The sequence below is a fragment of the Streptomyces sp. NBC_00986 genome, assembly GCF_045162565.1.
GTDB lineage: Bacteria > Actinomycetota > Actinomycetes > Streptomycetales > Streptomycetaceae > Streptomyces.
In genome coordinates, this window is the sequence record NZ_CP108733.1 from 7,389,642 (window position 1) to 7,404,108 (window position 14,467).

At 65.7% G+C, this 14,467-nt stretch carries 16 protein-coding genes and 1 tRNA gene; 15 read left to right on the plus strand and 2 right to left on the minus strand.

The features are described 5' to 3' along the window. Positions 1-2: 2 nt before the first annotated feature. From OG504_RS33030 to OG504_RS33045, 4 genes are all read left to right on the plus strand, one after another. The gene (locus tag OG504_RS33030) at positions 3-1,130 is read left to right on the plus strand and encodes an SPFH domain-containing protein (protein WP_405993057.1); all 1,128 of its coding nucleotides are present in this window, start codon (positions 3-5) and stop codon (positions 1,128-1,130) included. 127 nt (positions 1,131-1,257) lie between these two features. Beyond that, positions 1,258-1,866, plus strand: a complete 609-nt coding sequence (locus OG504_RS33035; RefSeq protein ID WP_388114515.1) for a lytic polysaccharide monooxygenase — start codon at positions 1,258-1,260, stop codon at positions 1,864-1,866. A gap of 90 nt (positions 1,867-1,956) precedes the next feature. Next, on the plus strand, positions 1,957-2,409 hold the full coding sequence (locus OG504_RS33040; RefSeq protein ID WP_405996494.1) for a DUF3592 domain-containing protein: 453 nt from the start codon (positions 1,957-1,959) through the stop codon (positions 2,407-2,409). Between the two features lie 39 nt (positions 2,410-2,448). Continuing rightward, the gene (locus OG504_RS33045; RefSeq protein WP_405993058.1) at positions 2,449-4,071 is read left to right on the plus strand and encodes a long-chain-fatty-acid--CoA ligase; all 1,623 of its coding nucleotides are present in this window, start codon (positions 2,449-2,451) and stop codon (positions 4,069-4,071) included. A 105-nt stretch (positions 4,072-4,176) separates the two neighbouring features. Here the strand turns inward: OG504_RS33045 and OG504_RS33050 are convergent. Beyond that, positions 4,177-4,274 (minus strand) — tRNA-Lys (locus tag OG504_RS33050). 102 nt (positions 4,275-4,376) lie between these two features. Between OG504_RS33050 and OG504_RS33055 the strand changes: the two genes are divergently transcribed. Beyond that, complete coding sequence (locus OG504_RS33055) at positions 4,377-5,465, plus strand: J domain-containing protein (protein ID WP_405993059.1); 1,089 nt, start codon at positions 4,377-4,379, stop codon at positions 5,463-5,465. Positions 5,466-5,615: 150 nt separating this feature from the next. Here the strand turns inward: OG504_RS33055 and OG504_RS33060 are convergent, their stop codons facing one another. Continuing rightward, the gene (locus OG504_RS33060) at positions 5,616-6,248 is read right to left on the minus strand and encodes a TetR/AcrR family transcriptional regulator (protein ID WP_405993060.1); all 633 of its coding nucleotides are present in this window, start codon (positions 6,246-6,248) and stop codon (positions 5,616-5,618) included. Between the two features lie 129 nt (positions 6,249-6,377). On the opposite strand from OG504_RS33060, the gene OG504_RS33065 reads away from it, so the two are divergent. The 10 genes from OG504_RS33065 to OG504_RS33110 all read left to right on the plus strand — a co-directional run bounded on the left by OG504_RS33065 (position 6,378) and on the right by OG504_RS33110 (position 14,369). Then, positions 6,378-6,920 (plus strand): glycine-rich domain-containing protein, encoded by a 543-nt coding sequence (locus tag OG504_RS33065; RefSeq protein ID WP_405993061.1) that lies wholly within the window; start codon positions 6,378-6,380, stop codon positions 6,918-6,920. A gap of 128 nt (positions 6,921-7,048) precedes the next feature. After that, a complete protein-coding gene (locus OG504_RS33070; protein ID WP_405993062.1) occupies positions 7,049-7,591 on the plus strand; it encodes a class I SAM-dependent methyltransferase in 543 nt (180 codons plus the stop codon). Positions 7,592-7,653: 62 nt separating this feature from the next. Beyond that, positions 7,654-7,926, plus strand: coding sequence for a hypothetical protein (locus OG504_RS33075; RefSeq protein WP_405993063.1), 273 nt, complete (start codon positions 7,654-7,656; stop codon positions 7,924-7,926). Between the two features lie 464 nt (positions 7,927-8,390). Beyond that, on the plus strand, positions 8,391-10,679 hold the full coding sequence (locus OG504_RS33080; protein ID WP_405993064.1) for a type IV secretory system conjugative DNA transfer family protein: 2,289 nt from the start codon (positions 8,391-8,393) through the stop codon (positions 10,677-10,679). A 136-nt stretch (positions 10,680-10,815) separates the two neighbouring features. Next, positions 10,816-11,631, plus strand: coding sequence for a replication-relaxation family protein (locus OG504_RS33085; protein ID WP_405993065.1), 816 nt, complete (start codon positions 10,816-10,818; stop codon positions 11,629-11,631). Positions 11,632-11,688: 57 nt separating this feature from the next. After that, positions 11,689-11,982, plus strand: a complete 294-nt coding sequence (locus OG504_RS33090) for a hypothetical protein (protein ID WP_405993066.1) — start codon at positions 11,689-11,691, stop codon at positions 11,980-11,982. Between the two features lie 144 nt (positions 11,983-12,126). Continuing rightward, on the plus strand, positions 12,127-12,714 hold the full coding sequence (locus OG504_RS33095; protein ID WP_405993067.1) for a hypothetical protein: 588 nt from the start codon (positions 12,127-12,129) through the stop codon (positions 12,712-12,714). A gap of 113 nt (positions 12,715-12,827) precedes the next feature. Then, positions 12,828-13,010, plus strand: coding sequence for a hypothetical protein (locus tag OG504_RS33100; RefSeq protein ID WP_093627084.1), 183 nt, complete (start codon positions 12,828-12,830; stop codon positions 13,008-13,010). A 93-nt stretch (positions 13,011-13,103) separates the two neighbouring features. Beyond that, positions 13,104-14,087 carry a DUF932 domain-containing protein gene (locus OG504_RS33105; protein ID WP_405993068.1) on the plus strand — a complete coding sequence of 328 codons (984 nt, stop codon included), beginning with the start codon at positions 13,104-13,106 and terminating at the stop codon, positions 14,085-14,087. Positions 14,088-14,168: 81 nt separating this feature from the next. Next, the gene (locus OG504_RS33110; protein WP_405993069.1) at positions 14,169-14,369 is read left to right on the plus strand and encodes a hypothetical protein; all 201 of its coding nucleotides are present in this window, start codon (positions 14,169-14,171) and stop codon (positions 14,367-14,369) included. The last annotated feature ends 98 nt before the right edge of the window (positions 14,370-14,467 follow it).

Genomic DNA, 14,467 nt, shown 5'->3' on the forward strand with positions numbered 1-14,467 from the left:
CTATGAGTACGACGACCACTTCACAGACGCCCGAGAACGAGGGGCCGCCCGAGGGACCGACCCGTCCCGCGCGGCTCATCCAGAACGAGGCCACCACCGAGATCCCCGTCCACCTGCTGTTCCGCGACGACCCCGACCCGGTCTCGGTACCGCTCAGGCCCGCCGTCGTGGCGCGCCGCCAGGGCACCGGCGAACAGCCCCGCTTCCGCCGCCCGGTCCCGGCCAAGCCGCGCCCGGCACCGGAGGTCGACCCCGAGCTGGTGGAGCGCCCGGCTCGGGTGCTCCCCGGCTCGGCGGGCGTGCTCGCCGGTTCCTGCGGACTGGCCGGCTGCCTCGCCACCTCGTGGTGGGCGGGCGTCCTGCCCCCGCTCGCGACCGAGGCGCTACGACTGCCGTTCTACGCCGGTGCCGGACTCGGCCCCGCGCAGTGGGCCGCGTACGCCGGGGCCGGCGCGCTCGGGCTGTTCGGCTTCGGGGGGCTGGCCCGGGGTCGTACGGGACGGGCGTGGGTGCTGGGCCTGTTCGGCCGCTACCGGGGGACCGTCCGGCGCACCGGGCTGATGTGGGTCAACCCGTTGCTGCTGCGCCGCCGCGTCGACGTACGGCTGCGGCACTGGCGCAGTGAGCCGATGCCGGGGGCCGACGCGAACGGGGTCGCGCTGCGGGTCGTGACGCTCGTGGTGTGGCGGGTGCGGGACACCGCGCGGGCCACGCTCGGGGTCGAGGACCACGAGACGTATCTGCGCGAGTGCGTGGAGGCGGCGCTGGCCCGGGTCCCGGTGGAGCCGCCGGGCGGGGGCGCGAAGGGCGCGGCCGATCTGGCCGTCGACGCGCTGACCCGGCTGGTCGCGGCGGACTCGGCGCCGGTCGGCATCGAGGTGTTCTCGGTACGGCCGGTCCGTGTCGAGTACGCCCCGGAGGTCGCCGCCGCGATGACCCGCCGCCGTATCGCCACGCTGGACGCGCAGCAGCGGGCGACGATGCTCACGTCGGTGGTCGACTCCGTGGAGGACACGGTGACGCGGCTGACCATGCGGGGTCTGGTGGAGCTGGACGACTACGAACGCCGGGCGCTGGTGAAGGACTTGACGGTCGCGTTCTGCTCGGGGCGCGGGGAGTCGGCGCCGTGATGAGGAGTGCGACGGGGATGGACGCGTCTTTGATATAGACACGGTCAAGTAGGGGCAATAATCTGGGACTTGGTCTAGACCTGCACGGCTCACGGAACTTCCCCACACGTTCTCCAGGAGCGGCAGCATGCGCAAAAAGACCAAGTGGTACGCGGGCGTGCTCGGGCTCACCACGGCCGGGGCCATCGTGCTCTCGTCCGGGGCCGCGAGCAGCCACGGCTACACCGACCTCCCCATCAGCAGGCAGAAGCTCTGTGCCAACGGCACGGTGACGAACTGCGGTGACATCCAGTACGAGCCGCAGAGCGTCGAGGGCCCCAAGGGCTTCCCGGCGGCCGGCCCCGCCGACGGCCAGATCTGCAACGGCGGGATCAGCCGCTTCGCCCAACTCAGCGCACCGAAGGCCCCGTCGGGCGCCGCCTGGCCGACGACGAAGGTGACGGGTGGTCAGTCGTACACGTTCCGCTGGCAGTTCACGGCGATCCACGCGACGACGGACTTCAAGTACTACGTCACCAAGGCGGGTTGGAACCAGAACCACAACCTCGCCCGCTCGGACCTCAACACCACCCCGTTCCTCACCGTCCCCTACAACGGTCAGCGCCCCTCGTCGTCCACCATCTCCCACACCGGCACCCTCCCGTCCGGCCTCTCCGGCCACCACGTGATCGTCGCGGTGTGGACGATCGCGGACACGACCAACGCGTTCTACTCCTGCGATGACGTCACGTTCTGAGCGTGATGTTCTGAGCATTGCTTGAGACAGTTCGGCATCCCCCGGGGGTAGGTTCCCTCCACCAAGCGGCACTTGACCTCGGGGGACACCATGGAAGCGCTGTTCTACGTCGCACCCGTACTCATGATCGTGCTGGTGCTGTTCGGCGCCGGCGCCGTGATCCGTCGTTCGCGGCGCGTCAACAGCGCCTGGAGCAGCGGGCTCACGGCCGAGGGCCGCTGCCTGCGGACGTACACGACGACCAGCGGCGGCGGGGACACCATGGTGTCGACATCACTGCACCACGTGTACGAGTTCACGACGCGCGAGGGCCGGATCGTCCGGTTCGAGGAGCGGGGCGGGCCGGGGACGACCCTGGTGGGCGACATCGTCACCGTGTACTACGCGGCGGACCACCCCGAGCAGGCCACCGCCCACGCCCCGTCCCGCGGGAAGCTGGCGGCGGGCGCGGGCTGCGCGCTGGTGTTCTTCGGCGTGATCGTCGCCTTCTGTGTCGTCTTCATCATCGTGGCCCACAAGATGTTCGACTTCATGGGCTCGTAGTCTCCATATCTGACGGTACGTCAACTACCCTGCGCCCCCATGGAGTCCAGGAGGCGCACCGTCGCGGAACTCGTGCAGGCACGGTGGGGGGACCACCGCCCGGGGTTGTGGTGCGGGCAACGGGTGCTCACCCACCACGAGACGGCGTCCGGCGCGGCGGCCAGAGCGGCGCTCCTCACCGACCTGTTGCCACCCGGCGCCGAGCCCCACGTGGGCGTGCTGCTCGACAACACCCCGGAATATCCCCTGTGGTTGAGCGCGGCGGCCCTCGCGGGCGCGGCGGTCGCCGGTATCAACCCCACCCGCCGGGGCCCCGAACTGGCCCGGGACATCCTGCACACCGAGTGCCGGGTCCTCGTCACGGAACGCGCCCACCTCCCCCTCCTCGAAGACCTCCAACTCCCCGACGTACGACTGCTGGTGACGGACACTCGGGCCTACGACGACCTGCTCGCCCCCTACGCGGACGCGCACCCTTCCGCCTTCGCCCAGGCCACCCCGGACGACCGCATCCTGCTCTACTTCACCTCCGGTTCGACCGGCGCCCCGAAGGCCGCGATCTGTACGCAGGGCCGACTGGCCGCCGCCGGGCGGTCGTTGGTCGACAGCTTCGGGGTTCGCCCGGACGACGTGCACTACATCTGCATGCCGATGTTCCACGGCAACGCGGTGATCGCCGACTGGGCACCGGCGCTGGCGGCCGGGGCGGGGGTGGCGCTGCGGCGGCGGTTCTCGGCATCGGGGTTCCTGGACGACGTACGGGCGTACGGGGCGACGTACTTCACCTATGTGGGCCGTGCCGTGCAGTACGTCCTGGCCACCGAGGAACGCCCCGACGACCGGGACAACCCACTACGCATGGGCTTCGGCACGGAGGCGGGGGCGGTGGACGCGGCGGCGTTCGAGCGGCGGTTCGGGGTGCGGCTGGTGGAGGGGTACGGGTCCTCGGAGGGCGGGGCGGCGGTGCAGTGGTCGCCGGGGACACCGGCCGGGGCGGTCGGGCGGGCGGCGCCCGGGCTCGCCGTACTCGATCCCGGAACGCGGACCGAATGCCCGGCCGCGGCCTTCGACTCGGCGGGCCGGCTGCTCAACGGGGAAGAGGCGATAGGGGAGTTGGTGAACCGCGCCCCCAACCCCTTCGAGGGCTACTGGCGCAACCCCGAGGCGGACGCCGAGCGGCGCCGCGAGGGCTGGTACTGGACCGGCGACCTCTTCTACCGCGACACCGACGGCTATCTCTACTTCGCGGGCCGCACCGACGACCGCCTCCGCGTCGACAGCGAGAACCTCGCCGCCGCGATGATCGAGAACATCCTCGCCCGCTACGAGGGCGCCGACGCCGTGGCGGTGTACGCGGTACCGGACCCGGTGACCGGGGACCAGGTGATGGCGACGATCGCCGGGCGCTTCGACCCCCTCGACTTCGCGGAGTTCCTGCTGGCCCAGCCGGACCTCGGGACGAAGATGGCACCCCGGTTCGTGCGGGTGGTGGAGCGGATGCCGGTGACGGCGACCAACAAGATCCATCGGGCGGGGCTGCGGCGGGAGGGGGTCCGGTGTGCCGATCCGGTGTGGTGGCGGCCACCAGGGGAGGCCTCCTATCGACCGCTGACCCCCGAGGACGCCGAAGGGTCCCTCGTCGGAACGAGAGGCCCGGCTTGAGGGGTGTGGGTGGCGAAGCCCCACCGCGCGCGGCGAAGCCGTGCACAAACAGCGAGGGCGAGGCAGGTTCGCGTTTTCCGCGAACGTGCCTCGCCCTCGTCATCGTGCGCCGCCAGGGACTCGAACCCCGGACCCGCTGATTAAGAGTCAGCCGGACGACGAGCCGGATGATGCCGAATGAGTCCGGAATCGTTCGTTCTCGCAGGTCAGCAGCTATCTGACGCTACCGGCCTCATACGGGGTAGTTCAGGATCGTCCGGTGTCGCCGTTAGCCCCGCGCTAGCACGACAGGTCCGAGCATCGTCATGAAGACCACGTTGATCGACCTGTACGCGGTGCTCGGGCTCTCGAAGGATGCGAATCCGGACACCATCCGTAAGGCCTTCCGCGCGCGCATGCGGCAGACCCATCCTGATGGTCGACCGCCCGAGGACGCTGAGGCGGCCCACGAGGAGATGGTCCTGCTCAACCTGGCGTACGAGACGCTGAGGGACCCCGGCAAGCGGGCTGCCTATGACCTCGACCGCCGGACAGCAGGCAACGCGAAGCGCGAGCAGCACCGCGAGCCGACTCCACCGCCAACTCCGCAGCCGCGAGTCATCGTGCTCGATCCCGAGGCAGTGGATTTCGGGTCCGTCTTCAGCGGCGAGACGCCGCACGACCAGATCATCACGGTGAGGCTCAGCGACAACGCGACCATCCGTTACGCGTGGGCACTGACAGACTGCGGCGACTTCTGGCAGGTGGTTGAGCCGCAGCCGTATCGCGACGTCTCAGCGGTGAGACTGCGACTCCGAGTCCGACCGTTGTCGGCGCACGATGCGCTTGGCCTTCGCAGCGACCGGCTCCGGATCATGGTGGACGATCTCATAGTGGTGGTGCTGGTCCGCATCAACATAGTGGCAGCGCCTTCGCCGCCTCCTCCGGCGCCACCGCCGAAGCCGCGTGCGATCATCCTCAACCATCGATACATCAACCTGGGGTCGGTGTGGCCGGGCGGCGAGACACAGGAGCAAACAGTAGAGGCCCGATTTGACGACGGCTCGCCGATCCGAGTCGCGCGAGTCCTCAACACGACGGGTTCGTTCTGGCACGTCACGTCTCAGCGCAGCATGCGCGACACCACCTGCCTGACCATCCGCATCAAGGGCGGGCCGGTCGCGACTGACCGTGCGCGAGGCCGGTTTACTGAGCGATTGCAGGTCCAGCTGGACGGCATCACCGAAACCGTGGGCGTGACCGCCTTTATTACGACGCCACCTGCGCCTCCGCTGACGCTCGCCAACTGGCAGAACTTCCGCCTGACGTGCCTGGGCGTGATCATGCTGCTCAGTCTCTTGGTGCTGGTTGGATCCCTCTTGTTCGCCGGCGCGTACGAGCTGCTGAACGGTTGAGCCCGTGCCTCAGATCAGCATCATGCGGCCAGTACGCCTTGAACCTGGAGACCTACCTTTGGCAACGGACGGTCTGGCTCCAGGCTGATCAGGCATGACTTCGATGCCGCCTGTCGCAATCAGCACCCACGGATGGCAGTGGGTTGGGGTTCAGATCCCGAGGGCCGGCAGCATCTGGCTCAGGACGAAGCCTGCCGTCTCTTCGGCAGTCTCGTTAGGTCGGGTGAGAAGACGCAGTAGCAAGCCGTTGCCGTGGTAGGCCCCTACCTCCTTGGCGTCGAGCTGGGTGTTGAAAATGTCAAGGTCTTGGCCGTACTGGATGAGCTGAATCAGCGGCGCCGTAGTCGGTACGAGGTTACGAACGTCGCCCGGGTCTGTCGGCGCGCCGACGCGTGCGGTCTGGTCGCTCACGGCTGACACCAGGGCCGCGGTGAGGGCTTGGTGGGCACGCATGATGGTGCACATTTGGTGGATGAGTTGCGTTATGGCCTTGAGGGGGTCCCGCAGGGTCGTGATGGCGGCCTCGACGGCTTCGAAGAACGGCTCGATCAACGGTGCGTAGGCCACCCCCATGAGCTCCTGCTTGCCGCCAGGGAAATGGTTGTAGGCCGTCGGCACGCTCACGCCCGCGGCTCTGGCGATGTCCTCCAACCGGGAGCCGTGCCAGCCGCGCTCGGCGAAGACCGTGATTGCGGCGTTGACCAGGGCGTTTCGGCTGCGCTCCCGTTTAGTCTGCCCGCTCCGTTGACGCGGGTCGACATGAACCCGCCTACCCAGTGACATACGCAGAACTATAGCCGAGGCCAACTTGTAGTTGACTTCAACTCGAAGCAAGTTCAAGATGGTGATGGAGGGGAGAGCGAAGGCCAGGGCAACCAGCTCTGGTGGGGGGCTCACCAAAGGAGGACTGCCATGACGGCAGCACTCGGAGTCGCCACCGAGCGGCTCAACTTCGAAACGACCTCGGACTACCGACAGCTCGTGTCGCCTGAGCTGTTCGATCGACTAGTCGGCCGCATCGTCAAGGATGAAGACCTTGAGCGGGGCCTCGCTGAGCGGATCATGGAGTCCGCTCTTGGATTCCTGCACCTCAGTACGACTCAGCCCGGACGATCCTTCTCGCCGTCGCCACTGGTGGACATCGGCTGGCACACGTTCATCCTCTACACAAGCTCGTACGCTGACTTCTGCCAGCGGCTGGCGGGCAGGTTTATCCACCACGAGCCGAACGACAAGCCTGACGCCCCGCAGAAGCCTGGCGGCATTAAGCGCAGTATCGACGCCTTCCGGGCGGCCCGGTTGCCTGTCGATCAGATGCTCTGGACCGGGCATGTAACCCGAAAGAAGTTGGCTGCGGTGCTCGCCGACGGTGCTGACATCACGCTGAACGGCGGCTGCAGTGTGGACTGCGACGACGGACAGGGCGGCCCCGGCGACGAATGCACTTGTTCCTGAGAAACCACTTCCTCCGGTCGGGCTGCGACCCGGCCGGGGACCATTTCAAGAATACAATTTAATCAGGTACTAAATGAATGCCCGCAGATTGGAATGCCCCATATAGTGACGGCCGCGATTACTCGGTAATGAGTCATATTCTGCTTGAGAAGGTGCTACTCAAAGCTCAAGCCGGCGTACCCGGTGCAGTGCTGGATATAGGTTGCGGCACTGGTGATCTCGCCGTGAAGTTGGCTCTCCGGGGATTCACAGTGACAGGAATAGACCTGTCGGAGGTTGCCATCAGGAAGGCCAAGGAGCGGGCCCTCGGCAACCAAGTCGCCGATAAGGTCAAGTTCCTGGTCCAAGATATTGAGAGCGGGAAAGGTCGAGGCCACTTTGCTGGTCAACGATTCGACCTGATCACCTGTAAGCTTGTTTACTCGTTTCTGCGAGACGGACCGGCGGTTCTGGGATGGGTCAGAGATCGCCTGACGCCTGACGGCTGTCTGGTGTTGATAACGCCAGTCACGCGGCAAGGGAAAGAAGTGACGCCTCGACTTCGAAATATTTCCGTCGACTACGATCAACTGCTCTCTGAACTTCATTCCACTTTCACTCATGTGGTGAACGTCCACACGGAATACTTCGACGATTGGGGAGAGCGAAAGACTTTCATCCTCCGTCCTTAGCGCTGCACAGATCCGCTCGTCGAGTTGAGCTAGGTGCAGCCTCATGAATCGAGGAAACGCCAGTGGAAGACCATTCCGTTGCCGGAAGTGGCGACTGTATCGCTGAACTCAAGGCCGCCATCGCCTGGTATGACGCCTTGCGTGAATCGGCCCACGCCGACGCTTCCGCAGTCATCACGGCTGGATGTCGCCTGCGTGCCATGATCATGGCCAAGCAGCTCATCAACATAGAACCGAGCGAACTGCTGGAAGCGGCTTACGCAGAAGCCACCCTCATCATCAGCCTCCTCGAAGGTCTGACGGAAGCCCTGTCTGCTTTCCAAGGCCAGGTGTGACCAGTGATGTCACCGCACGAAAAGACCGCTATCCGTATTATCGCGGCTGCCTTCGCCGTCATCGTGGTTGGTCAGTTCCTCCGCGGAATCTTCGGATACCTCGTAGCCCTGGTAGTGCTCTGCCTGCTAGCGATTCGCTTCCTCGGCCGTCGCTAGACGTTCGCAAAGGCTGTCGCTAATTAGTCCGAACGTGACGGAATCAGCGCGCCAAAACAGCACTCCAAAAGCCCACTCGCACCAGATACAGGGCCTTAAAGTAATTGACTTTTTGGCCCTGCCGTGCTATAATTGATGGGTGAAGTTGCAATGGAACTACTTGCACTTCGCGTAACCGCCACCAAATTCGCCTTGGCGGGTTTTTGTGGCCAAGGGGGGTGGATGCTTCGTGAAGCATCACACAATCTCTGGCTCGTCTCGACCGTAGGTGTCCCTTATCCGCTGCCTCCGCACACTGGAGGCCGTCCATGAGCGACACGACAAGGCTCGCCGCAAGCGCCGCACTTTTCAGCGCCACCATCGCAATTATTCTCATCTTGCGCTTTCGCGACCAGCTAACCCGAGACACCGCCCGAGTAACGTACCGGCTCGGCTTTCCACGTGACCTGACCATCGGGCAGGTGACGGCCTTCTTGCACGCCCTGACCCGGCTGCGGCCGTCTCGCGGTTGGCTCTTTGGCCGCGACAGCGTCGTGTTCGAGTCGGTCGGCCGACCCGGCCGCATCGAGCACCGACTCCGGCTGCCCGAACACCAGGCGGACGTACTGCTGCGCCAGTTGCGCGGCATCGTGCCCAACCTGCGCACCACCCTCATCGACAATCCGGCACTGCCACCGGCCCGGTGGCTGCGGCGTATCCGTCTGACCACGACCGCTCGGCCGTTGCGAACGGATGCCCCCGAGGCGTTCACCACTGGCGTGCTCAGCGCCCTGCAACCACTGGCCCGGGACGAAGCCCTCATCTACCAGCTAGTGGTCTATCCCGTCCGAACGCCGCAGCTGCCACTGGCAAGGCGGCGCACCTCGGGCTCCGGCTTGGTACCGCCCTGGCTGCAAACCCTGAGTCAGTGGCTCACGGCCGCACCGCCCGCAACTCTGGACAAGCAGGCCGCGGCTGACTTCAAGGCGAAGACGGCTGAACCCTGGTTCGCCGTCATCGGAACCGTCGGCGCAGCGGCGAGCGACCGGCCGCAGGCTCACCTCTTGGTTGGCCGGCTCATGTCCTCGCTGCACCAGCTAGACCAGAACGGTGCGGCCTTGGTCCCGCGCTGGCTGTCCCAGCAGGCAGCGGACTGGTTGGCTCGGGGTGCCACCGGCAATACGGCGACCCCGGTCTACGTCAACGCCCGTGAGGCCGCCACGATGCTGGGCTGGCCGTTGGCCGGCCCGACGGTGCCAGGCCTGGCGCTAACCGGAGGCCGCTCGTTCCCACCCGTGCCCGAGCTGCCGTCGTACGGCCGCATCCTCGGTACCGCCACCTACGACGGACTCCAGCGGACCATCGCGGTGTCAGCGGCCGACGGCCTGATGCACCAGTTGGTGACCGGGCCGACCGGTTCTGGTAAGTCGACGCTCCTGCTCAATCAGCTCACGCAGGACATCCAGGCTGGCCGAGGCGTCATCCTGCTCGACCCCGGCGGCGACCTGGCCCGCGACGTGGCCGACCGAATCCCCGAGGCCCGCATCAGCGACCTCATCTACCTCGACGCCAGCGACGACCGACCTGTGGGCATCAACCCACTGGCCTGCTCCAAGGACGACGCCGAGCTGGTGGCCGACCAGGTCATGGAACTCATCAAGGCCAACGCCGACAGCTGGGGACCACGGCTGGAGGAAGTGCTCAAGGCCGCGCTGGTGCTGTTGGCGGCGACTCCTGGGATGACGCTCGTGGAACTGCCGGCTGTCCTGACCGACGAGGTTTTCCGTGCCTCACTGCTATCCCGCCTCGATTCTGCCTTCGCTCCGACTGTGGGAGCCTTCTTCGCTCGCTTCAACAGCTGGAGCGAAGGTGAACGCGGACAAGCCGTCTCGGCCGTGATCAACAAGATTTCGCCGCTGACCGATCGGCGACAGCTGCGGGCCATGCTCGGCCAGGCGAAGCCCGCCTGGACCATGCGAGAGGTTATGGAGCAGCGCAAGATTCTGCTCGTGGCCCTGCCGTCCGGCCTGGCCGGCTCGTATGCCGTCGACCTGCTCGGTGGCCTGCTGGTCAGTATGGTCTGGAACGCCGCCATGCGACGAGCCGCCGTCACCCGCGACCAGCGTCAGCCGACGTTCCTCTACATCGATGAAGCTGCCCGCTTCCTGCGCAGCGGAGCCGACCTGACCGACATGCTGGCCCGTGCTCGTGGCCACTTCCTCGGCATCATCGCTGCCCTCCAGCACATCACTCAGGTACCGCCCAACCTGCGAGCCGCCTTGCTCAGCGAGGCCCGCACCAAGGTCGTCCTTCAACCTGGTGCTGACGATGCCGCGACTCTGGCCCGTGCTCTCGGCCCACTGGTCAAACCGGAAGACCTGCTCACTCTGGAGCCCCGCTCCGCCGTGGCGGCCGTCGTCACCGGTGGGCAAGTCAGTCCACCCGTGACCCTCGCGACCAGTCCGCCACCCGAGACATCTGGCTGGGGCCCGACAGCTCGCGCTGCCTCCCGACTGGCGTATGGCCGAGACCGGGCCGAGGTCGAGCAGGAGATCGCCGATCGACGTCAGGCCAGCCGACCTCGTAGCGGTGCTCGCGGAGCCCGGCCCGCCGACTGAGCCCGTCATCAGACCTGTCGCTATATGGCACGAGTTGCATGCCTGTTTTCCCTGCTCAGACCGCCTTTTTGACTCATCCCCGTGTATGAATCTCTACCCCTTTCCGTACACATCTTTTGAAAGGAGCCCTACCGCTATGCCTCCGCCCACTCGCCCCTTCACCGGTGGCCGTCTTGCCCAGCTGGCGGTCGATCTGACCACCCGTGAACGCCAGTTCCTCGCCGAACTCGCTACCCTCCACGTCGCCACGACGGCCCAACTTGGCCGTCTCGTCTTCGGCGATTGCAAGCCGGCCACGACCGCTCGCCTGGGCCAGCGGCACGCTGAACGCCTGGTTCGGTTCAACCTGATCCAGCGCTACGCCAACCGCTCGCGCGACCGCAAGGTTGGGGCACCTGGGTATGTGCTCACCCTGACCGACGCTGGCTGGTCCCTCAGCGGGGCTGATACTGCCGCCCGTCAACGCCAGCGTCGCAGCTGGCTGCCGTCCGACGCCTTCCTGGCCCACCGCCTGGCGATCTCGGAGCTGTACGTCCGCCTGATCGAACAGGGCCGTGACGGCGGCCCGACGCTACGAGAGTTCAAGGCCGAGCCCGACAGCTGGCGGCGCTACCTCGGTCTGGGCGACGAGCCCTTGGTGGCCAAACCAGACGCCGTAGTGCGCCTGGTGACAGGCGGCCTGGAGCTGTCTTGGTTCATCGAGATCGACCGGGGCACCGAAGGCCAGCGCCACATCGCCGACAAGTGCGATGCCTACCGCCGCTTTGAACTCTCCGGCGTCGAGCAGCAACGCTTCGGCATTTTCCCCGGCGTCATCTTCATCGTCCCCACCGACGCCCGTCGCCTGGCAGTGCAGCGCGTCATCGACCGGCAGACGGCAGCGGCTCGCGGCTTGTTCGTCGTCACCACGGAGGCCGACATGCTGACCGCCCTCGCGTCCCCTATCACGTAAATCTGCACAACTGAATACGTCCAGCTCGAATCACTGAACGAGAAAGGAACTCGGTAAATGACCACATCAGTAAAGGAGGAAGCGCTCACGGGTGCTACCGACATCATCGCGTACTACTACGGCGAGAAGACCGTTTGCCCGGATTGCACCAAGGACCTGGCTGCCCCGTATTACCTCATCGACAGTCCAGAAAGCTTCAGCACTGAGCAAGTGCTCGATGAGGCGGCCAAGACGGTCGGGATCAACTGCCATGACGAGGACAGCTACACGTCGTACGAGTTCCCCAAAGTTCTCTACATCGATGACTTAGGCGACGGTGAGAAATGCTTCGTCTGCGGCCGAACGCTGTAGCCCCAGCTCTGGCCGACGCCCACCTGACTAGCCGCATTTGTTTCATCTGCGGGCTGGTCGGGCGGGCGTCTGCCCGGGGCCCCTTGAGCGTCTGAGCCTCACTACCGAAATCAGCGCTCGCACTTTTCACAAAGGAGGTCAGCCATGTCAGAGCTGACCCTTGAGATGCTGCGCAGCCTCGCGCCGCAGGATCTCGCCACCCATCTGCCGGCCCCCGTCTACACCGGGGACCAAGCAGGTGTCGTCCTCCGACTCGTCGACACCGACCTGGTCGAGTTCTACTTCGCCGGCCGCATCAGCACACACAGCACTCAGGTGCTTCAGATCCGGCCCATCACCGATCCGGCCGTTCGCGAGGCCACGCTGCGCGAAACCATCGAGGCCCTGGCCATCTGCCGCAAGGTAGCCATCGAAAAGCACGCCGAGCAGCACCGCTCGCACGGACTGATGTTGGACGCCATCCGGCAGTACGCCATCGACCGGCACGAAGACGGAGACATCTGCCACGAAGGCCTGGACGACTTCCTGGCCAAGTTCAGTCTCGCCTCATACGAGACCCGCGTCCGGGTCGCGTACACCATCACCGGCAGCTACGAGGTTCATCCCAGCAGCGGGGACGCTGCCGAGGACGACGCCCTTCAGTACCTCCAGCCCGACCTGTCGGGCCTGGACGACGTCGATGGCGACACCTCCACCTATGAGATCTCGGGGATTCACGTCTCGGAGGTCTAGGCCGCCCTGGGCTGCTCCCCAGGTGGCGCATCTGATGCTGGCGGCGGGCAGCTCCGCCTGCCGCCGGTGTCTCTCCCCAGTTCCCTGGCATCCCCACAGAGAGGAGCCATGCCATGGACCTCACCCTGAAGATCACCTTCGAGCCCGAGGACGGCTCTGACGTACTGCTGGCCCGGTGCTGGCTGGCTGAGCAAATCCGGTTCTTCACCGGTCTGCCCATCACCGGCTACGCCGACGCCCTCCACCCAGCAGCCAGCTTCCACATCACCGAGCTGACGTACGTCGACAGCGACTGACCACCCCTTCCACATCCCATCCGGGGAGTCCGGGCACCACCAGGTGCTTGGGCTCCCCGGTCCCATTTCTCGACCTACGAAAGGACGGGCGTCATGCCTGCCAACGTCGAGTCGATGTTCTCCGTCAGGGAGATGCCCTGGCACCGCGAGGGTCTGGTCCTGGACCAGCACCCCACTACCTGGGACGAGGCACGGCAGCTCGCCGGCCTCACCTGGGACCCCATCACCGAAGCCGTCTACGAGCTCCGCGGCATCGACGAAGCCGGCCAACCGCTGTACGAGCCGATCAAGGGCTGGCAGCGCATAGCCCGCTCCGACACCAGCGCCACCCTGTGGATCAACCGCGACTCCTACGCCGTCATCGATCACGGCGAGATGGGCGAGATCGTAGAAGCCGTTCTGGCTCAGCCGAACGTCAAGTGGGAAACCGCGGGCGTCCTCGATGAGGGCCGCTCCGTCTGGTGCCTGGCCCTGCTGGACGAGCCCATCGTGTTGCCCGGCGACGACACCGTCACGTTGCCCTACCTCGGTATCACCAACCGGCACGGGCTACCGGGAGGCTGTACCGCTCGCGCGACCGCCGTCCGCATCGTCTGCGGCAACACCTTCCGAGCCGCCGAGCTAGAAGGCGACCGTACTGGCACCACGTTCTCGTTCGTGCACAAACACGGCTGGCGTAACCGCGTCGATGAGGCCCGTGACGCTGTCACTGGAGCTCGTCGCGAAATGAGGGCCTACGAGGAACTGGCCCGCGAACTGCTGACGCTGCCCGTCACTACCCGGCAACGCGAGCTGTTCGTCAGGGAGTTCATCCCCATGCCGCCCGACGGCCTCGTTACCGACCGAGTCGCCAACAACGTCGAAGAAGCCCGACAGGCTATCCGCGCCATCCTGGCTTCCCCGACCACCGCTCCTGTCGCCCACACCGCCTACGGGCTCGTACAGGCCGCAGGAGAGTACCTGGACCACGTCCGACGTTCCCGCACCTGGGAAACCAAGCTCAACCGGACGCTCATCAAGCCCGAGCCACTGAAGTCTCAGGCGCTGAAGTTGGCGCGGGAGGTGGTGCTCGCCTGACGAATGCTTGACGCTCAAATCTGGCCCGGACCCGCTTCTGCTGGTCCGGGTTTTCTCATTACTTTATCGAGGGTTTTTATCATGCCAACCAACATGCGGACTCAAGCTCAGCGACTGGACGACCTCCAGTCCATCCTCTGTGAAGACTACGGCCAAGACTTTGATCTGGCCGAGGTCACGGAAATTGCCGACTGGCTCGGACGGTTCTACACCGCCTTAATCAAGCTGGCCGTGCAACGTCGAGTAGCTGAGCATGAAGCCGCCAAGGGTGGCAAGTCTTGACTAATTCCTGGGAGGTTACATAATAGCCGGGCGGGGAACCCATTAACTATCCGGCCTGGTCCGGAGAAGGAGGTTCTACGAGCAAGAATTTAAAACGA

Coding starts and splice junctions, on each gene's coding strand:
- OG504_RS33100 (WP_093627084.1), top strand. CDS start 12,828: ATGGACCTCACCCTGAAGATCACCTTCGAGCCCGAGGACGGCTCTGAC.
- OG504_RS33045 (WP_405993058.1), top strand. CDS start 2,449: ATGGAGTCCAGGAGGCGCACCGTCGCGGAACTCGTGCAGGCACGGTGG.
- OG504_RS33070 (WP_405993062.1), top strand. CDS start 7,049: ATGAGTCATATTCTGCTTGAGAAGGTGCTACTCAAAGCTCAAGCCGGC.
- OG504_RS33090 (WP_405993066.1), top strand. CDS start 11,689: ATGACCACATCAGTAAAGGAGGAAGCGCTCACGGGTGCTACCGACATC.
- OG504_RS33110 (WP_405993069.1), top strand. CDS start 14,169: ATGCCAACCAACATGCGGACTCAAGCTCAGCGACTGGACGACCTCCAG.
- OG504_RS33095 (WP_405993067.1), top strand. CDS start 12,127: ATGTCAGAGCTGACCCTTGAGATGCTGCGCAGCCTCGCGCCGCAGGAT.
- OG504_RS33080 (WP_405993064.1), top strand. CDS start 8,391: ATGAGCGACACGACAAGGCTCGCCGCAAGCGCCGCACTTTTCAGCGCC.
- OG504_RS33105 (WP_405993068.1), top strand. CDS start 13,104: ATGCCTGCCAACGTCGAGTCGATGTTCTCCGTCAGGGAGATGCCCTGG.
- OG504_RS33035 (WP_388114515.1), top strand. CDS start 1,258: ATGCGCAAAAAGACCAAGTGGTACGCGGGCGTGCTCGGGCTCACCACG.
- OG504_RS33065 (WP_405993061.1), top strand. CDS start 6,378: ATGACGGCAGCACTCGGAGTCGCCACCGAGCGGCTCAACTTCGAAACG.
- OG504_RS33030 (WP_405993057.1), top strand. CDS start 3: ATGAGTACGACGACCACTTCACAGACGCCCGAGAACGAGGGGCCGCCC.
- OG504_RS33085 (WP_405993065.1), top strand. CDS start 10,816: ATGCCTCCGCCCACTCGCCCCTTCACCGGTGGCCGTCTTGCCCAGCTG.
- OG504_RS33040 (WP_405996494.1), top strand. CDS start 1,957: ATGGAAGCGCTGTTCTACGTCGCACCCGTACTCATGATCGTGCTGGTG.
- OG504_RS33055 (WP_405993059.1), top strand. CDS start 4,377: ATGAAGACCACGTTGATCGACCTGTACGCGGTGCTCGGGCTCTCGAAG.
- OG504_RS33060 (WP_405993060.1), bottom strand. CDS start 6,248: ATGTCACTGGGTAGGCGGGTTCATGTCGACCCGCGTCAACGGAGCGGG.